Consider the following 14,197-nt stretch of genomic DNA (forward strand, 5'->3'; position numbering starts at 1 on the left):
AGACGCCTATGCTGCCGCGCTGTTGACCAAGGCTGGGATCGGTGTCGCGCCGCAAATTTCACTGTTCCGTAAATTGGATGCGCTCACCAAGAGCCAATCAGGCCGCGCGCCTGCATGGTTGTTGAGCCATCCGAAGACCGAAGAACGGATCGCTGCGCTTGAAAGCCTCGATGCGCGCTGGAGTTAAGCCGCAGCGAGCGCCTTTCCGAGGCGCGGCAGACGCGCTTTTTTCATCAATGATTTCAAAGTCCAATCCTGCGAAGATAAGGTATTGGCTTTACTGAGAACGTCGCCTGCCACATGTTCGATCAACTCTGGCTGACTCTGCCAAACCCCCAAGAGCAAGGCATCTGGATTGACGCGCGAAAGGCCTTCTTCCGCCAAGATACCAGCGGGAAAATCTTTGTTGTTGAGCGTGACGATACCGTCCGCGCCGCCCAATACTGCCGCTGCAAGCACATGAATGTCCGAGGGATCAGGGAGCCAAAAGCGGGCCTCTTGCACAGGATCATAACGTACCGAGGCTTTGGGAAATCCAGCGTTCAAAAACACGCCTTCGCTTTTAGCTTCCAGCGCCGCGCCTTCCCCGTGCTTGAGGGAAGCGCGGCGCCATTCTTCTAAAATACGCGGCGACCAGAGCGGCTCAAACGCGCTGCCCTTCGCCGCGCCGATCAACATCTCGCGCATGACCGTCGGGTACAAAACGCAGGTGTCGAGCAGCAGTTTCACAGACGGTAGAACAGCGCTTTGAGGTAGCCGCTTTCCGCGAGCTGCGGCATCAGCGGATGATCTGGCCCAGCAAAACCGGTGTGGATCAGTGAACCCGCACGCTCCGCACGGCCAATGCCGCGCGTACAGGCAAAGCGGAATTTGCCAAGGTCCGCTGCGTGCGAGCAGGAACATAGAACCAAATAGCCGCCCTCTTTCACCAAAGGCGCGGCCATTTTCGCAAGGCGCTCATAGGCGCGCAGACCACCCTCAAGCTTTGGTTTGCTCGGCGCAAATGCAGGTGGATCACAGATCACCACATCATATTTCGCGCCTTCTTTGCCAAGGGCTTCGAGCACATCAAAGGCATCGCCCTTGCGCGTGGCAAAACGATCCGCAAAGCCCGCTTTTTCTGCGCCCTGCTCTGCCAAGGCCAAGGCAGGTGCAGATCCATCAACGCAAAGCGCCGATTTCGCGCCGCCCGCAAGGGAAGCAAGACCAAAACCGCCCACATGGGAAAACACATCCAGCACATCCGCACCTTCGGTCAGTCGCGCCGCGAAGGCATGGTTCGGGCGTTGATCATAGAACAGACCCGTCTTTTGTCCGCCTGTCAGATCAGCCGCATAATAGGCCCCGTTCATCGGCACCATGATGGGCGCGTCTGGCGCTGCGCCCAAAAGCACTGCATTTTCGTCATCAAGACCCTCAAGCGAACGGGTTCGACCTGAAGCGTTTTTCAAGATAGTTGTGACGCCCGTCACCTCAGCCAATGCGGCAGCAAGCGGTTCCAGTAACAGCTCAAGCCAAGCCGCATTCGGTTGCACAACAAGCGCATCATCGAAACGATCAACGACCAATCCCGGAAGGCCATCCGCCTCTGCATGGATCAAGCGATAGAACGGTGCATCAAACAAACGTTCACGCAGTTCAAGCGCGCGCGTGACCTTTGTCGCGAACCATGCCTGATCAATTGAAACCGACACATCGCGCTCAATCATCCGCGCGGTGATGCGCGACAAGGGGTTGGCCGCAACCAGCCCCATCGGATTACGCTCGGCGTCTTGCAAGACAGCAATTGTGCCGGGCGTTAGATTTTTACTGCGCCGATCAAGCACAAGTTCATTATCATAAACCCAAGGCGCACCGTGACGAATGGCACGTGCGTTAGCTTTGGGTTTAAGGCGAAGGACGGGTAAATCACTGGCTGTCATAGCGTCCCCTTAGCGACTTCATGCGCGGCTGAAAAGGTAATGATGCGGCCCTCCCACATAAACAATGCGGTTTTGCGCCCAGTTTTCATAAAACTCTTGTGGCGGCTTTTGCAATCAGGCCTCGACGTTAGCGCTAACATTGGATAAGAGGAAAGTGAATCAAGGACCTACACCCAGATCAATCGCAGGAACCCCGCCTCATGAGCTTGCATCCCGTTATCGCAGAAACGACAGATCGTATTATCGAACGCTCACAAGAGCGCCGTTCCAAGTATATGGATCATATGCGCGCTGCCGCATCTGAAGGTCCACGCCGCGCGCATTTGACCTGTGGCAACCAAGCCCATGCCTATGCGGCGATGGGAGATGCCCAGCAAACACTGGCAGAAACACCTGCTGCAAACCTTGGCATCGTGACCGCATTCAACGATATGCTCTCCGCACATCAGCCGTTTGAAGGCTATCCTGCTCTGCTCAAAGAAGCCGCGCATTCCGTTGGCGGAACGGCGCAGGTCGCCGCTGGCGTACCCGCTATGTGCGATGGTGTCACACAAGGGCAAACCGGCATGGAACTGTCGCTCTTCTCCCGCGATGTGATTGCCCTTTCAGCAGGGATTGGCCTGTCACACAACACATTTGACGCGGCGGCCTACCTCGGCGTTTGCGATAAAATCGTTCCAGGCTTGATCATTGCAGCGGCAACCTTTGGCTATATCCCTGGCATTTTCGTGCCAGCCGGCCCGATGCAATCTGGCCTGCCCAATGATGAAAAAGCCCGCGTGCGCAATGAATTCGCACAGGGCAAGGTTGATCGCGCCGAGTTGATGAAGGCTGAAATGGCCTCTTACCACTCGGCTGGTACTTGCACATTCTACGGCACAGCGAACACGAACCAGATGCTGATGGAATTCATGGGTCTGCATTTGCCGGGCTCATCTTTCGTGAACCCCAACACGCCGTTACGTGATGCGCTGACAAAGGAAGCCGCCAAGCGCGCGCTCGCGATCACCGCTCTTGGCAATGATTATCGCCCCGTTTGCGATATCTTGGATGAACGCGCCTTTGTGAATGGTCTTGTTGGCCTGATGGCGACGGGCGGCTCGACCAACCTTGTGTTGCACCTTCCTGCGATGGCACGGGCGGCGGGCATTGATCTGCGCCTTGAAGATTTCGACGCAATTTCAGCGGTCGTGCCGCTGATGGCAAAGGTCTATCCAAACGGTCTTGCCGACGTGAACCACTTCCACGCCGCAGGCGGCCTGCCTTATATGATTGGCCGTTTGCTCGATGCAGGTTTGCTCCATGAGGATGTGAAAACCGTTGCAGGCGATAGCCTTGGCCTGCATGCGCAAGAACCTGTACTTGATGGCGGCGCGTTGATCTTCCGTGATGGCGCGAAAGAAACGCTCAACGACAAAATCCTGCGCACCGCAGATGATCCCTTCCAGCCGACGGGTGGCCTTAAGCAGCTCAAGGGCAACTTGGGTCACGGCATGATGAAAGTCTCCGCCGTCGCGCCAGAACGTCAAATCGTCGAAGCGCCAGCGCGCGTCTTCCAAAGTCAGGACGAAGTGAAGGCTGCGTTCAACGCGGGCGAATTCACTTCTGATCTGGTGATCGTCGTGCGTTTCCAAGGTCCGAAAGCCAACGGCATGCCAGAACTTCATGGCCTGACCCCTGCCCTTTCTGTCACCATGCAACGCGGCATTAACGTGGCGATGGTCACAGACGGGCGCATGTCCGGTGCCTCTGGTAAAGTGCCGTCGTGCATTCACGTCAGCCCAGAAGCGGCTGCAGGCGGTCCGCTCTCACGCATCCAAGATGGCGACATAATTCGAGTTGACGCCGTTGCCGGTACGTTAGAAGTACTCACCGAGGGCGCGCTCGACCGAGCGCCCGCCACGCCAGACCTCAGCCATAATGGCAATGGTGTTGGCCGCGAATTGTTTGAAGTCTTCCGCCAGTCGGTTGGTACTGCCGATACTGGCGCTGGCGTCGTCGTATAAGGAACTACAATATGATCACTCCCACCGAAGCCAGCGCACGCGCGCTTGAAATCTGCCAACTGGCCCCAATCGTGCCTGTTCTGGTCGTCGACGATGTCGCAACAGCGCGTCCATTGGCGGAAGCGTTGATCGCGGGTGGCCTCCCTGCTCTTGAAGTAACACTGCGCACCGATGCCGCGCTTGAGGTCATTGCTGAGATGGCAAAAGTCGAAGGCGGCGTTGTTGGTGCGGGCACCTTGCTCACACCTGAAGACGTGCGCGCGGCAAAAGCGGCTGGCGCTGTGTTCGGTGTTTCACCAGGCGCAACTGACATTCTGCTTGATGCTTGCGAAGAGCAAGACATGCCCCTCCTGCCCGGCGCGGCCTCTGCTAGCGAAGCAATGCGTCTCCTTGAGCGCGGCTATACAGTGCAAAAATTCTTCCCAGCCGAAGCTGCAGGCGGCGCGGCGCTCCTCAAAGCGATCGGCTCGCCAATCCCGCAAGTGCGGTTCTGCCCGACTGGCGGCGTCAGCCCGCAAAACGCGGATGACTATCTGAGCCTCTCAAATACAGTTTGTGCAGGCGGTAGCTGGGTTGCTCCGAAAAAGCTGATCGACGCGGGCGACTGGGCCGGCATCGAAGAGCTCGCGCGCGAGGCGTCGCAGCTTAAGGTCTAAGCCATCGCGCCTGAATAGGCGGCGAGCGGTTTAAAAAAAAAGCATTTCAAACGTTGGCTTTGCATTCAGAGCCAACGTTTTTTTATGTCTAAGCAGGCCGCAACCTCACAAATTCCTGCTCGACAACTTCGGTTCCCCACTGGGCTCCGGGCGTTTCATTCGCAAGTACAAAACCATGTTTTTCGTAAAGGTGGCGCGCAGCATCTAGTCCTTTGAACGTCCAAAGTCGTGTCTGTTCAAACGCGGCTTGATCGATAAAGGACGTCGCCTTCTCGAGCAAAAGACTGCCAATACGCATACCTTGCGCGCGCGGGCTGACAATGAACCATCGCAAATGACAGTTACCTTGCCCGAGATCTTCGCCATCGAGCGAAACCGTCCCAAGTAATTCGTTGCTCCGATACGCAGAGAAAGTCGCGTTGCTTGGCCTATCTATGCGGCCCATAAATTCAGAAAGTTCAGTTGCGACCTTGCGCTCAAAGACCGCTCCAAAACCGTAGTTCTGCGAATAATATGCAGCATGCAGCCGCACCACAGACGCAATGATTTCGGATCGATAGCCGGAATGTATCGTCAGTTCAGGGGGAACTGCCGAAACGGATTTGTCTTGGCCACTCAACGCTTTCGCGAACATATCCAAACCACTTTCAATGAGCCGGATGTCTTTGTCTGAACGTTTCTCCAACGCAGCGCTTAGCGCGTGCCTCGCAAACATCTCGACCTCTGCAAGCAGTTCTTCTCCCCTTTTCGTCAAACTAAGTTTGCGGGATCGCTTGTCATCTGGGTCTAACCCCACTTCGATCAGGCCTTCAGCCTCTAACTTTTGAACCAATCGACTGATGCTGGACTTCTCAAGATGCAAAAGCGCACCTAGCTCGCTTGCATTGGTCACCGTCCCATATCCAATTTCAATTATTGTATGAACGGCCGACGGCGATAGCTCGGTGCCTGCAAGCCCCTTTTGCATAAAGCCAAGCTCGCGCACAATGCACCGCGCTGATGCGCGCAAACTATCAATTCGGGTTATCGTGAAATTCCGATTCATAGTTGCACAATACAACTAAAATTATGCATTCGTCTAGCACTCTAAAAACCTGACCTTTTCAGATGAAAAACGACGTTAAGAAAACGAGAATTGGGCGGGCAAGACAGCAGCGCCTACTCTTCAAACCAACCCGTAGCCAAGCCACGCGCCCAATCCGGTCTTCCATTCTGAGCAGCAAGTTGGCTTGCTTCATTTGAGCGGTATGGCACGGATCGAAACGTCACATTCCAATCTTTTGCATGCCTCTCAACAATCGCATAGCTGGCGTTTGGGGTCCCTGTTTGCATGTGATGATAGACTGGCACGTCATCATCATAGGCAGGACAGCCAACGCTACCGGGGTTCACAATTGTGCGCCCATCGAGTAACCGGACACTGCGGGGAATATGCGTATGGGCGCAAAGAATGAGATTGGCTTCGATACCGATCGCTTCGCTTTGGACCTCGCCTAACGTAGCAGATCGTACCCTCCCATTTTGTTCAACACGCTCCAGCCAATAGGTAGAATCGCTCCTAGGTGTGCCATGGCACAGAAAAACATCATCAAAGACAATCCTCGTTTCAGGAAGGCTGGCGATCCAATCCAGATGTTCCTGATCAAGCTGATCGAATGCAACCCGATCAGACGGCCCCATTTCAGCGCGTTTCTGCTCAATCAAATATTTATCGTGATTACCGCGAATGGATGGGAAGTCTCGCTCACTTAAGAGCTGGGCGGTTCCCGCGGCATCCAGTGGACCGCTGAAAAAATCACCCAAGTTTACAGCATCCTTGACGCCAAGCGCATCCATATCCGCGAGCACCGCGGCAAGCGCGATTGAGTTTCCATGGATGTCTGCGAGCACTGCGAATTTCATAGCTTAACTTAAGCTACAAATCTCAAACGAGACAACAGTGTTCAAATGCATTGAACGCGAAGCGCCCACGAATTGGGCGCTGTCGCCGCTGACTTAACCACCCTTAGTTCAGGAAGTTATCCGCTGAGAAGTTGCCCAAGCTACCGAGAATTTTACGAATGAAGCTCACGTCCTGACCGCTGCGCGTGATGCGGCGGGCTAATGGAACGACTTTGCCATCTTGCAGTGTGTAGCGGCCGATATTCTCAACAATGCCGCCATCTGTGAAACTGATCGCCACAACCTGACGGTCGATCACTTCAGGCTTTTGCCATGCGAAATGCTTCACGCGGCTTTGCACGTAATAATAACCGCTGTCATTCAAGACACCTGCCGAGGAAGGCGTGCCAACCAGTTCAGCAACAGTATCTCGTGTATCGACGCCGACTGTAAGTTGCGACAGATCTTCCTCCAACGGCACGTAGCCATGGTTGCGAAAGGTCGCGGTACATGCCGCCAATGATCCGCACAGCAACAATGCTGCGCCAATTTTACGTGTTCTACTTAGTGCCCGCATAGAGGTGCCCTCTTGTATTGGCCTACTCTGCCTTGCTATCTCGATACGACACGAACGCCCGACGTTCAAGAAAGGAAAATTCCTGACCATGGCCGATATGCATGCTTTCGCCGACTTTATTCTTGAGACCAGCGCTTTGGCGCGCCGTAAGAAGACGCAGTTCAATTACCGCCTTGAGAGCGAACACCTAAAGGTGCTCATCAAAGAGCTGGACCTCAGCGGACTGCGCAAGGTGAGTTTTGTCGGCAATGTCGCCCCTGCTGGCAAACGGGACTGGCTGTTAACCGCAGAGCTTGGCGCGACCGCCGTTCAGCCTTGCACGATCACGCTTGAGCCTGTGACGACGCGCATAACGGCGGAAGTTACCCGTCGGTTCGTGGCCGAATTGCCCGAATACGCCGATGAGAGTGAAGAAGATGAATTCGGCGGTGTCGCGATGCTTGAGGATGATACGATTGAACCACTTGAGAAGGAAATCGACCTGTGGCGCGTGCTCAGCGAGTCCTTAGCTCTGGAGGTGCCTGAGTATCCGCGCGCGGAAGGCGCCGAGATCGGAACACTGCGCGTCACCGAACCTGGCAAGGACGCGATGAGCGACGATGACCTTAAACCGTTCGCTGGTCTCGCCGCGCTGAAAGACAAGCTGGAGGGCAACGAATGAGCAAAGACACCTATTTGATTGATGCTGCCAGCATTGCAGCGATGGAGGGGGTGCAAAAGACCCATTTCCTCAATGAAAATGCGAAACGTGTGAATAAATCGCTCGGCGATCTGGCGGGTCTCACCGGTTTTGGCTTTCACATTATCGAGGTGGAACCGGGTTTTGAAACGACAGAACACCACGTGCATCATCATGAAGACGAGTGCGTTTATGTTCTGGCAGGCACTGCGACGGCCTATATCGGCGATGACGCCCATGAGATCGGCGCGGGAGATTTTATCGGGTACCGTAAAGGCGGTCTTGCCCATTCGATTAAAAACACGGGCCGTGAGACGTTCCGCTGCATCGTCGTCGGTCAACGACTGCCCCATGACGTGGGAGACTACACAAAGCTGGGCAAGCTCATCTTTCGCAATGAGGGCCAGCCGTGGACCCTCGTTGATCACGAAAACCTTCTCGAAGTCGGCGGTGGCGCGGGCAAAAAATAGCGCCTATCTGAGTGCACTATAGAACTTTCAGAGCGACCTGCGGCAGCGCGACTTCCTCAGTTTCAGCGTCCACCAGCGCAACTTTGATCGCGCGCCCATCCGCTTTGTTGCTGATCTCAATCGCGGGATCACCGCCCTTGAGATGCTTGTCGCCCCATTGCATCAACGCAAAAATTACAAGACTTAGCTCGCGCCCCTTTTCAGTGAGCACATAGCCCGGACGTGGGCGCGCGCCTTCAACCCGATAGTCTTTGCGCTTTAAAATATCGTTTTCAACCAGATGCTTGAGCCGCGACGTGAGCACAGAACGCGGGATACCTGTGTCTTCTCGAATGTCCTCAAACCGCTTCACGCCATAGAACGCTTCACGGATGATTAACATCGTCCACTTCTCCATCAAAAGTTCTGACGTCAGGGCCATGCCACAGTCGCACTTTGCGACAGGTGCGAGGTGTTTGGACGGGCTTGACATATCTGAGTTTGACAAACGGTTTCAGCCTCCGTATGAATTGCTAAGTTCGAAAATCAGACTTAACCTATCATGGAGACATATTAAATGTCGATTGTCCTTCTCATTATTACATTCAAAATCATTGTGACGCTCGTTTTGGTCGCGGTTCCGTTTCTCGTGTTCCCAATGGCTAAGCTCAGCAAATTGACGGGTGTTTCCGCGCAAAGCGCTATGTTCTTTCGTCTTTACGGAGTTGCCGTTCTCGCGCTGTTGGTTGGCTATGCCGGTGCCTTTCCCCTGATGTGGCAAGATACCTTCCCCTGGGCGGTTGTGATCATGGGTATCGTTTCAAACGCAGGCGCGAGTTTGGTTTTGATCAACGGCGGTGCGCTCAAAACCAAACCGCTCTTTGCGTTGATCTATACTGGTATCGCGCTCTCGCTCATCCTTTGCGCGATATTTCCTGCCGTCGCCATTGCACCCCTCTTCTAATTCAACACACGAAAGGAAACATCATGACTCAACACGGCGGCTGCTATTGCGGCGAACTCAGATACGAACTCACCGCTGATCCGGTTCTAAAGGGGCAATGCCATTGTCGCGAATGCCAGCACATCGCTGGTGGCGCCCCCCAGTATTACATGGCAATCCCTCAACACGGTCTGCGCTACACGCAAGGAGGGCCCAAAGCGTTTCGACGTACCGATCTGGATGATCCCGTATCGCGCGAGTTTTGCGCCACCTGCGGCACCCATATCTTAACGCGCAGAGCTGACTTTGATGGTGTCATTTTGAAGGTTGGCACATTAGATACCCCTGCCACGTTCAAAGCGCCAAGCATCGCCATCTTTGTCAAAGATGCGCAGGCGTTTCATCACATACCGGAGGGCCTGCCGCAGTTTGATGGCTTGCCAAACTTCTAGCGCAAGGCGCCCGTAGCCCAAACCGCAAGCGCTAGGATGCTCCCGCCATGCGCTTGCGACGTTCTTTGATCTTCTCATCAGAGTCCAAAGTGCCATCGTGAAAAGAGCCGAATAACTTATCCCACGGCATTTCGAGCGAACCATAATTACATTCAAAATATCGATGGTGCATCTGATGATGAAACGTGCCGAGCTTCAGACGGTTTTCATCCTTGATCAACATCCCTTCAAACCCTGTATGGGTCGTCGCGGCTGACAACGTGTAGTACTGCATATGGAAAAGAATATGCAGCGGATGCGCCCCAATAACAAAGTGGATCAGCACCGTGCCAAGGTAGAGAATATGCTCAACCGGATGCATCGATAGACCCGACCACGGCCCCACATTGATATTGCGATGATGCAGCGCGTGCACATGTTTGTAAAAGAACGGGATGTGCAGAAACCGGTGAATCCAATAGAAATAGAAACTTTCCCAAAGCGGGATCAAAAAGAAGATCGCGACAAACCAAATCGGGTTCGCAGAAAACGTCAGCATCGGCGCGTAACCATTTGAAAGCGCATAAAACATCAGAACTTCATATGCCGTCCAGAAGAACACGCCGCTGCCAAGGGTCCAAAACATATTGTCACGGATTTGACCGCCCAGTGTGAACTGCTTGCCGTTCTTCATCAAAGGGCGCGGATCGTATTTCAGCGCTTTGCCTTGTTTTGAGAATGTGTAGAAATAGAGGTGCAAGCCCCCTGCAACCAAGCTCATGAGCGCCATGTTGCGCAGCCAGAGTTCGAACATCCAACCAAAGGCCAATGTCTGGGTTTGCTCCAATGACGGTTGAAAGAAGATCAACGAGAGACAAGCAAACGCGAGAATGATCAGTTTCTCAGTGATCAAAAACCAAGAATTCCAGACCCAAGTCAGCATGCGTTTTGGCCGCAAAGGCCATGTGAAAAACGGCGAAACTTCGAGCGGAACCTTCGGTGCGTGGGTCCATCCTTTGAGCGGTGCGTCAGACATTGGATTTCCTTTCTAGCGAAACCCTAGCCGCCAAATGCGCGCAAAGATATCATTTCAAAACAGAGCGAGGTTTTTTAGGTCCTATTGCCCCGCCATCTCTGCATCCACTTTTGCGAGATAATCCTCAAACCGTTGTCCTTCTTGTTCTTCAAAATGCTCATGCGTGCGCGTGCAGCTTTCGATGTGATCGATCCTGAACGCTCTGAAATCTGCGCGGAGTTCGCACCACCCTGTCATCGTCCAAACTTTGCCCCAGTAGGCGTTTTGCAGCGGCCAAACCGTTCGTTTAGACAGCTCTCCTGCCAACGTGCGATACTCCAAAACCAGTTTTTCCTTAGCGCGGATAGCGGCGCGAATGCGGGGCATATGTGCAAATCCGGCTTTTGCTTGCGCAAAGGGATAGACGCCAAAACCCCACTCTTTGGGAACTGTGCCATTGGCTGTGGCGACTTTGCCGATCTTCTTGGTGAGCGAGGCTGACGCCGCTTGCAATTCAACGTCTGCCGCCTGCCCGACGATTGCCATGCCAAGATGCAGCGCTTCGAGTTCAATAAGCGAGAGGTTCATCGGCGGCAAAAACACCGGCTCGCGCAGCATATAACCAACACCGCGTTCCCCTTCGATTGGAATACCCGAGGCAACCAGCGTGTCAAAATCGCGATAGATGGTACGTACAGACACATCCAGTCGCTCAGCAATGTCGCGTGCCAAATGTAAGCGACCGTCCTGAACAATCTCAATGATCACTGAAAGACGGTCGCTGCGGCGCATATTCGGTCCTAGTTCACGCTAATTTCCAGGCTCGTATGATGCATGACGACTGAGGTTTCGTCGATGGCTTTCATACATGGCCCGAGCGATGCCTCCTGCCCGATTTTCGCGGCCGCCGCTTGCGCATCGGCCAGCGTTTCCCATTCAATGTGATCGATCCAAAGCCCATCTTCACCGCGCGACAAGCGACGCGTAATGAACCCTTTTTGGCGCTCTGCAAATTCTGTGATCGCTTCTGCGGCCTTTGCAAAGCCATCAGCGCTTTCACCCTTATTGAGTTTAAAGATCACTGTTTCGATTGTATGTTGGCTCATGTCTCATCTCCTTATTTTCGTAGACAAGGCCCGCATAGCGCGCAGCAACTGCCAAAAGCTGTCAGTTGAGATGAACCTAGACAAACCCCAAACCACAGCCCAAAGTTGGGTATTCTAGTCAAGAATTCGATCAAATGTGGCTCAATCAGGGGGGTTGAACACACTTAAATGCGATCGAAGACATGCACGGGGGGACGACGATGACACAACCAGTCTATGAGATACCAACGGAAGTCTATCTAGGCTTTCTGGAGCGCACGGTTGAGATACATTGGAATTACCATGCCCTGATCATGTTCTTCGTTTGGATCGTATTGGTCCCGCTCTGCATCACAATCATGCGCTATCACAAACCACCACCCTCAGAAAAAGGCATCATTCGCGATGTCAGCCTTTGGCACAAAGAATGGTGGTTCTTCAGTGTACATAAATACGGTTTGTTTTTCGCAATGTTCCTCGCAATTGGCGCAACGGGCGTTGCTCTGATCGTCAGCGGCGGCTTTAGCGGCACTGTGCATGCTTGTTTCGGCATGATGACCCTCTTGATGGGTCTTGGACAGATCATTTCATCGCAGTTTCGCGGCACGCGCGGCGGCAAATACCGCGTTGGCGCGGATCCGAATGATCCCAAGACGTGGGAAGGTGACCAATATAACCACACGCCTAAGCGGCGCATGTTCGAAGCCTATCACAAAACCGCAGGCTATTTCACATTGTTCTGCGCTCTGGGCGCCGTTGGTTCAGGCCTGATGCAATACCATATGCCTGTGCTCACGGGATTGCTTTTCGTTGTATTCTTGGCTGGTCTGGCCGCATGGATTACCTATGAATTCAAAGGGCGCCGTTATGATGGCTATCGCGTTGCCCATGGCTATGGGTTAGAGCACCCGTACAACAAAGAGCGTGAATTCTTGTAAGGCGTCATCAAACGACATGTATGATCCCAAAGGTAACGGCAAAGACAAGGCGGTCACAGATGTCGCCTTTGTTGAGGCAAAACCACCCGAACACCTACGCAACATCGTGCATCGTTTTCTGGAACTGCGCTGCGATGGCCCCCTGCCCGACCCCTATCGATTTCACGCGCTACCGGACGCCTGCACCTATGTTGTCTTTGATCGTAACGATCCGCGCGTTACGGGCGTGACGAAGCTGCGCATTGAATCAGAAGAGTTCGATCTCGGCACCGCATTTCATTTCGTAAACATCCGCTTCTTACCGGGCGTTTGGCAGTTTGATCGCCAGCCTACCGCGCTTGGCCAAGTCAAAACGCCCTATGAAGGCGCGATGCCCCTGCTCGCAACCTCTCAGGCCCTTATGGGACAAGACTTTGATAGCGTGCAGACCCTCCTCACGGGGTTTGTTGAGCAACTGGTGCGAGACAAATTGGTCATGCGCAATCCTGTGACGGAAACCATCTTTCGCAATATCGAGGACGTTCATAACGTCGCTGATATGGCCGAGCTTGCCGATCTATCCCCGCGCCAGCTGCAACGCGTTCTAAAGGCCACGACAGGCTTTAGCCCCCATGATTTCCTTAAGATCATCCGCCTGCAATTGGCGATCAGCGGCAATGATGCCTCTTATGCGGATCAGTCCCATTTCATCCATTCGTTCCGCCGCGCAACAGGATATACGCCGGGAAAATACACAAAAAAATTCGATGTCTGAAATCTACAATACCTGAGCACGCGTGCTTGGTAGGTCAGTGTCATACCCTAGAAAACAAAGGAACATGACAATGACACAGATGAACGCAGTCGCATGGTTTGATATCTTCGTAGACGATTTGGATCGCGCCACCCAGTTTTACGAAACGGTGCTGGGCAAAAAATTGGAGGCCATGGGTGACCCCACCGGCGAAACCCAAATGATGAGCTTTCCTGCCGATATGAGCGTCTATGGCGCGGCGGGTGCTTTGACCAAATCCCCTTTCGCAGGACCGGGCGTTGGCGGCACGTGTATTTACTTCTCTTCCGCAGATGTCGCAGTTGAAGAGGCGCGCGTTGCCGATGCTGGCGGCGTGGTGGTGCGCCCGAAATTCTCTATCGGTGAATTTGGTTTTGTCACGCTGTGCCAAGACACCGAGGGCAATATTTTCGGTTTGAACTCTATGAAATAATCCCGATGAGGTTCGCTTTCACGGACCTTCATCAACAACCTTGAGCGCCCCTTCACTGCAAAGGTGAAGGGGCGCTTGTGTTATTCTTCGCTACAAATCGCGCAGAGCGTGTTGAGCGCATTGATCGCGGCGGGCAGCCCGCCATAGAGCGCCATTTGCCAAATGACCTCAGCGATTTCGCGCTCGCTCAAGCCGCACTTGAGCCCTGCCTCGATGTTGATCCGTAATTGTGGTTCCGTTTGCCCACCCATCGCCGATAGCGCCGCAATGGTCGCGATATACCGGCTCTTCATATCCAGACCGGGCCGTCCATAAAATTGACCATAGGCCATATCGACAACCGTATCGGCCATGCCCGGCAACAGATGTCCATAGCGTTGATCGAGCACGTCGCGCACCCCTGGATTAAG

General features: G+C 53.9%; 20 protein-coding genes. 10 read left to right on the forward strand and 10 right to left on the reverse strand.

The window, feature by feature from the left end; genetic code table 11:
- The coding region (locus ABJQ89_RS06470; RefSeq protein WP_348495448.1) for a M48 family metalloprotease at positions 1-187 on the forward strand (187 nt) is incomplete at its 5' end.
- On the opposite strand, the gene ABJQ89_RS06475 is transcribed toward ABJQ89_RS06470, so the two are convergent.
- Entirely contained in the window at positions 184-729 is a 546-nt protein-coding gene (locus tag ABJQ89_RS06475; protein ID WP_348495449.1) for a PIN domain-containing protein, read from the reverse strand. The two genes, ABJQ89_RS06470 and ABJQ89_RS06475, sit on opposite strands and share 4 nt — an antisense overlap.
- Complete coding sequence (locus ABJQ89_RS06480; RefSeq protein WP_348495450.1) at positions 726-1,922, reverse strand: class I SAM-dependent rRNA methyltransferase; 1,197 nt, start codon at positions 1,920-1,922, stop codon at positions 726-728. The genes ABJQ89_RS06475 and ABJQ89_RS06480 overlap by 4 nt, the downstream gene beginning before the upstream one ends.
- A gap of 200 nt (positions 1,923-2,122) precedes the next feature.
- On the opposite strand from ABJQ89_RS06480, the gene edd reads away from it, so the two are divergent.
- Positions 2,123-3,928: a phosphogluconate dehydratase gene (edd, locus tag ABJQ89_RS06485; RefSeq protein ID WP_348495451.1), complete on the forward strand. Its 1,806-nt coding sequence runs from the start codon at positions 2,123-2,125 to the stop codon at positions 3,926-3,928.
- A gap of 11 nt (positions 3,929-3,939) precedes the next feature.
- Positions 3,940-4,584, forward strand: a complete 645-nt coding sequence (gene eda / locus ABJQ89_RS06490; protein ID WP_348495452.1) for a bifunctional 4-hydroxy-2-oxoglutarate aldolase/2-dehydro-3-deoxy-phosphogluconate aldolase — start codon at positions 3,940-3,942, stop codon at positions 4,582-4,584.
- A gap of 88 nt (positions 4,585-4,672) precedes the next feature.
- On the opposite strand, the gene ABJQ89_RS06495 is transcribed toward eda, so the two are convergent.
- The 3 genes from ABJQ89_RS06495 to bamE form a co-directional block, all read right to left on the reverse strand.
- The gene (locus ABJQ89_RS06495; RefSeq protein WP_348495453.1) at positions 4,673-5,629 is read right to left on the reverse strand and encodes a helix-turn-helix domain-containing GNAT family N-acetyltransferase; all 957 of its coding nucleotides are present in this window, start codon (positions 5,627-5,629) and stop codon (positions 4,673-4,675) included.
- Between the two features lie 113 nt (positions 5,630-5,742).
- Positions 5,743-6,486, reverse strand: coding sequence for a metallophosphoesterase family protein (locus ABJQ89_RS06500; protein ID WP_348495454.1), 744 nt, complete (start codon positions 6,484-6,486; stop codon positions 5,743-5,745).
- A gap of 103 nt (positions 6,487-6,589) precedes the next feature.
- Positions 6,590-7,042, reverse strand: coding sequence for an outer membrane protein assembly factor BamE (bamE, locus tag ABJQ89_RS06505; RefSeq protein WP_348495455.1), 453 nt, complete (start codon positions 7,040-7,042; stop codon positions 6,590-6,592).
- An 88-nt stretch (positions 7,043-7,130) separates the two neighbouring features.
- On the opposite strand from bamE, the gene ABJQ89_RS06510 reads away from it, so the two are divergent.
- Positions 7,131-7,703 carry a DUF177 domain-containing protein gene (locus ABJQ89_RS06510; protein ID WP_348495456.1) on the forward strand — a complete coding sequence of 191 codons (573 nt, stop codon included), beginning with the start codon at positions 7,131-7,133 and terminating at the stop codon, positions 7,701-7,703.
- Positions 7,700-8,191 carry a cupin domain-containing protein gene (locus ABJQ89_RS06515; protein ID WP_348495457.1) on the forward strand — a complete coding sequence of 164 codons (492 nt, stop codon included), beginning with the start codon at positions 7,700-7,702 and terminating at the stop codon, positions 8,189-8,191. The genes ABJQ89_RS06510 and ABJQ89_RS06515 overlap by 4 nt, the downstream gene beginning before the upstream one ends.
- Positions 8,192-8,207: 16 nt before the next feature.
- Here the strand turns inward: ABJQ89_RS06515 and ABJQ89_RS06520 are convergent, their stop codons facing one another.
- Positions 8,208-8,612 carry a helix-turn-helix domain-containing protein gene (locus ABJQ89_RS06520; RefSeq protein ID WP_348495458.1) on the reverse strand — a complete coding sequence of 135 codons (405 nt, stop codon included), beginning with the start codon at positions 8,610-8,612 and terminating at the stop codon, positions 8,208-8,210.
- A 135-nt stretch (positions 8,613-8,747) separates the two neighbouring features.
- Between ABJQ89_RS06520 and ABJQ89_RS06525 the strand changes: the two genes are divergently transcribed.
- Positions 8,748-9,134: a hypothetical protein gene (locus ABJQ89_RS06525; RefSeq protein WP_348495459.1), complete on the forward strand. Its 387-nt coding sequence runs from the start codon at positions 8,748-8,750 to the stop codon at positions 9,132-9,134.
- 23 nt (positions 9,135-9,157) lie between these two features.
- Positions 9,158-9,565 (forward strand): GFA family protein, encoded by a 408-nt coding sequence (locus ABJQ89_RS06530; protein WP_348495460.1) that lies wholly within the window; start codon positions 9,158-9,160, stop codon positions 9,563-9,565.
- Between the two features lie 31 nt (positions 9,566-9,596).
- Here the strand turns inward: ABJQ89_RS06530 and ABJQ89_RS06535 are convergent, their stop codons facing one another.
- The 3 genes from ABJQ89_RS06535 to ABJQ89_RS06545 all read right to left on the reverse strand — a co-directional run bounded on the left by ABJQ89_RS06535 (position 9,597) and on the right by ABJQ89_RS06545 (position 11,665).
- Positions 9,597-10,580 (reverse strand): sterol desaturase family protein, encoded by a 984-nt coding sequence (locus ABJQ89_RS06535; RefSeq protein WP_348495461.1) that lies wholly within the window; start codon positions 10,578-10,580, stop codon positions 9,597-9,599.
- Positions 10,581-10,661: 81 nt separating this feature from the next.
- On the reverse strand, positions 10,662-11,351 hold the full coding sequence (locus tag ABJQ89_RS06540; RefSeq protein WP_348495462.1) for a YafY family protein: 690 nt from the start codon (positions 11,349-11,351) through the stop codon (positions 10,662-10,664).
- Between the two features lie 8 nt (positions 11,352-11,359).
- Complete coding sequence (locus ABJQ89_RS06545; RefSeq protein WP_348495463.1) at positions 11,360-11,665, reverse strand: hypothetical protein; 306 nt, start codon at positions 11,663-11,665, stop codon at positions 11,360-11,362.
- Between the two features lie 200 nt (positions 11,666-11,865).
- Between ABJQ89_RS06545 and ABJQ89_RS06550 the strand changes: the two genes are divergently transcribed.
- From ABJQ89_RS06550 to ABJQ89_RS06560, 3 genes are all read left to right on the forward strand, one after another.
- On the forward strand, positions 11,866-12,582 hold the full coding sequence (locus ABJQ89_RS06550) for a cytochrome b561 domain-containing protein (RefSeq protein WP_348495464.1): 717 nt from the start codon (positions 11,866-11,868) through the stop codon (positions 12,580-12,582).
- A 16-nt stretch (positions 12,583-12,598) separates the two neighbouring features.
- The gene (locus ABJQ89_RS06555; protein ID WP_348495465.1) at positions 12,599-13,336 is read left to right on the forward strand and encodes an AraC family transcriptional regulator; all 738 of its coding nucleotides are present in this window, start codon (positions 12,599-12,601) and stop codon (positions 13,334-13,336) included.
- A gap of 70 nt (positions 13,337-13,406) precedes the next feature.
- Positions 13,407-13,787 (forward strand): VOC family protein, encoded by a 381-nt coding sequence (locus ABJQ89_RS06560; RefSeq protein ID WP_348495466.1) that lies wholly within the window; start codon positions 13,407-13,409, stop codon positions 13,785-13,787.
- Positions 13,788-13,867: 80 nt separating this feature from the next.
- On the opposite strand, the gene ABJQ89_RS06565 is transcribed toward ABJQ89_RS06560, so the two are convergent.
- Positions 13,868-14,197, reverse strand: a 330-nt coding sequence (locus ABJQ89_RS06565; RefSeq protein ID WP_348495467.1) for a carboxymuconolactone decarboxylase family protein, incomplete at its 5' end; no start/stop codon positions are given.

Source organism: Planktotalea sp. (genome assembly GCF_039984035.1).
Lineage (GTDB): Bacteria > Pseudomonadota > Alphaproteobacteria > Rhodobacterales > Rhodobacteraceae > Planktotalea.

What these genes read in the sequence shown, in the direction of transcription:
- ABJQ89_RS06540 (WP_348495462.1), bottom strand. Translation starts at nt 11,351, where the DNA reads ATGCGCCGCAGCGACCGTCTTTCAGTGATCATTGAGATTGTTCAGGAC.
- ABJQ89_RS06555 (WP_348495465.1), top strand. Translation starts at nt 12,599, where the DNA reads ATGTATGATCCCAAAGGTAACGGCAAAGACAAGGCGGTCACAGATGTC.
- ABJQ89_RS06520 (WP_348495458.1), bottom strand. Translation starts at nt 8,612, where the DNA reads ATGGCCCTGACGTCAGAACTTTTGATGGAGAAGTGGACGATGTTAATC.
- ABJQ89_RS06550 (WP_348495464.1), top strand. Translation starts at nt 11,866, where the DNA reads ATGACACAACCAGTCTATGAGATACCAACGGAAGTCTATCTAGGCTTT.
- ABJQ89_RS06545 (WP_348495463.1), bottom strand. Translation starts at nt 11,665, where the DNA reads ATGAGCCAACATACAATCGAAACAGTGATCTTTAAACTCAATAAGGGT.
- ABJQ89_RS06535 (WP_348495461.1), bottom strand. Translation starts at nt 10,580, where the DNA reads ATGTCTGACGCACCGCTCAAAGGATGGACCCACGCACCGAAGGTTCCG.
- eda (WP_348495452.1), top strand. Translation starts at nt 3,940, where the DNA reads ATGATCACTCCCACCGAAGCCAGCGCACGCGCGCTTGAAATCTGCCAA.
- ABJQ89_RS06500 (WP_348495454.1), bottom strand. Translation starts at nt 6,486, where the DNA reads ATGAAATTCGCAGTGCTCGCAGACATCCATGGAAACTCAATCGCGCTT.
- ABJQ89_RS06530 (WP_348495460.1), top strand. Translation starts at nt 9,158, where the DNA reads ATGACTCAACACGGCGGCTGCTATTGCGGCGAACTCAGATACGAACTC.
- bamE (WP_348495455.1), bottom strand. Translation starts at nt 7,042, where the DNA reads ATGCGGGCACTAAGTAGAACACGTAAAATTGGCGCAGCATTGTTGCTG.
- ABJQ89_RS06510 (WP_348495456.1), top strand. Translation starts at nt 7,131, where the DNA reads ATGGCCGATATGCATGCTTTCGCCGACTTTATTCTTGAGACCAGCGCT.
- edd (WP_348495451.1), top strand. Translation starts at nt 2,123, where the DNA reads ATGAGCTTGCATCCCGTTATCGCAGAAACGACAGATCGTATTATCGAA.
- ABJQ89_RS06515 (WP_348495457.1), top strand. Translation starts at nt 7,700, where the DNA reads ATGAGCAAAGACACCTATTTGATTGATGCTGCCAGCATTGCAGCGATG.
- ABJQ89_RS06495 (WP_348495453.1), bottom strand. Translation starts at nt 5,629, where the DNA reads ATGAATCGGAATTTCACGATAACCCGAATTGATAGTTTGCGCGCATCA.
- ABJQ89_RS06525 (WP_348495459.1), top strand. Translation starts at nt 8,748, where the DNA reads ATGTCGATTGTCCTTCTCATTATTACATTCAAAATCATTGTGACGCTC.
- ABJQ89_RS06480 (WP_348495450.1), bottom strand. Translation starts at nt 1,922, where the DNA reads ATGACAGCCAGTGATTTACCCGTCCTTCGCCTTAAACCCAAAGCTAAC.
- ABJQ89_RS06560 (WP_348495466.1), top strand. Translation starts at nt 13,407, where the DNA reads ATGACACAGATGAACGCAGTCGCATGGTTTGATATCTTCGTAGACGAT.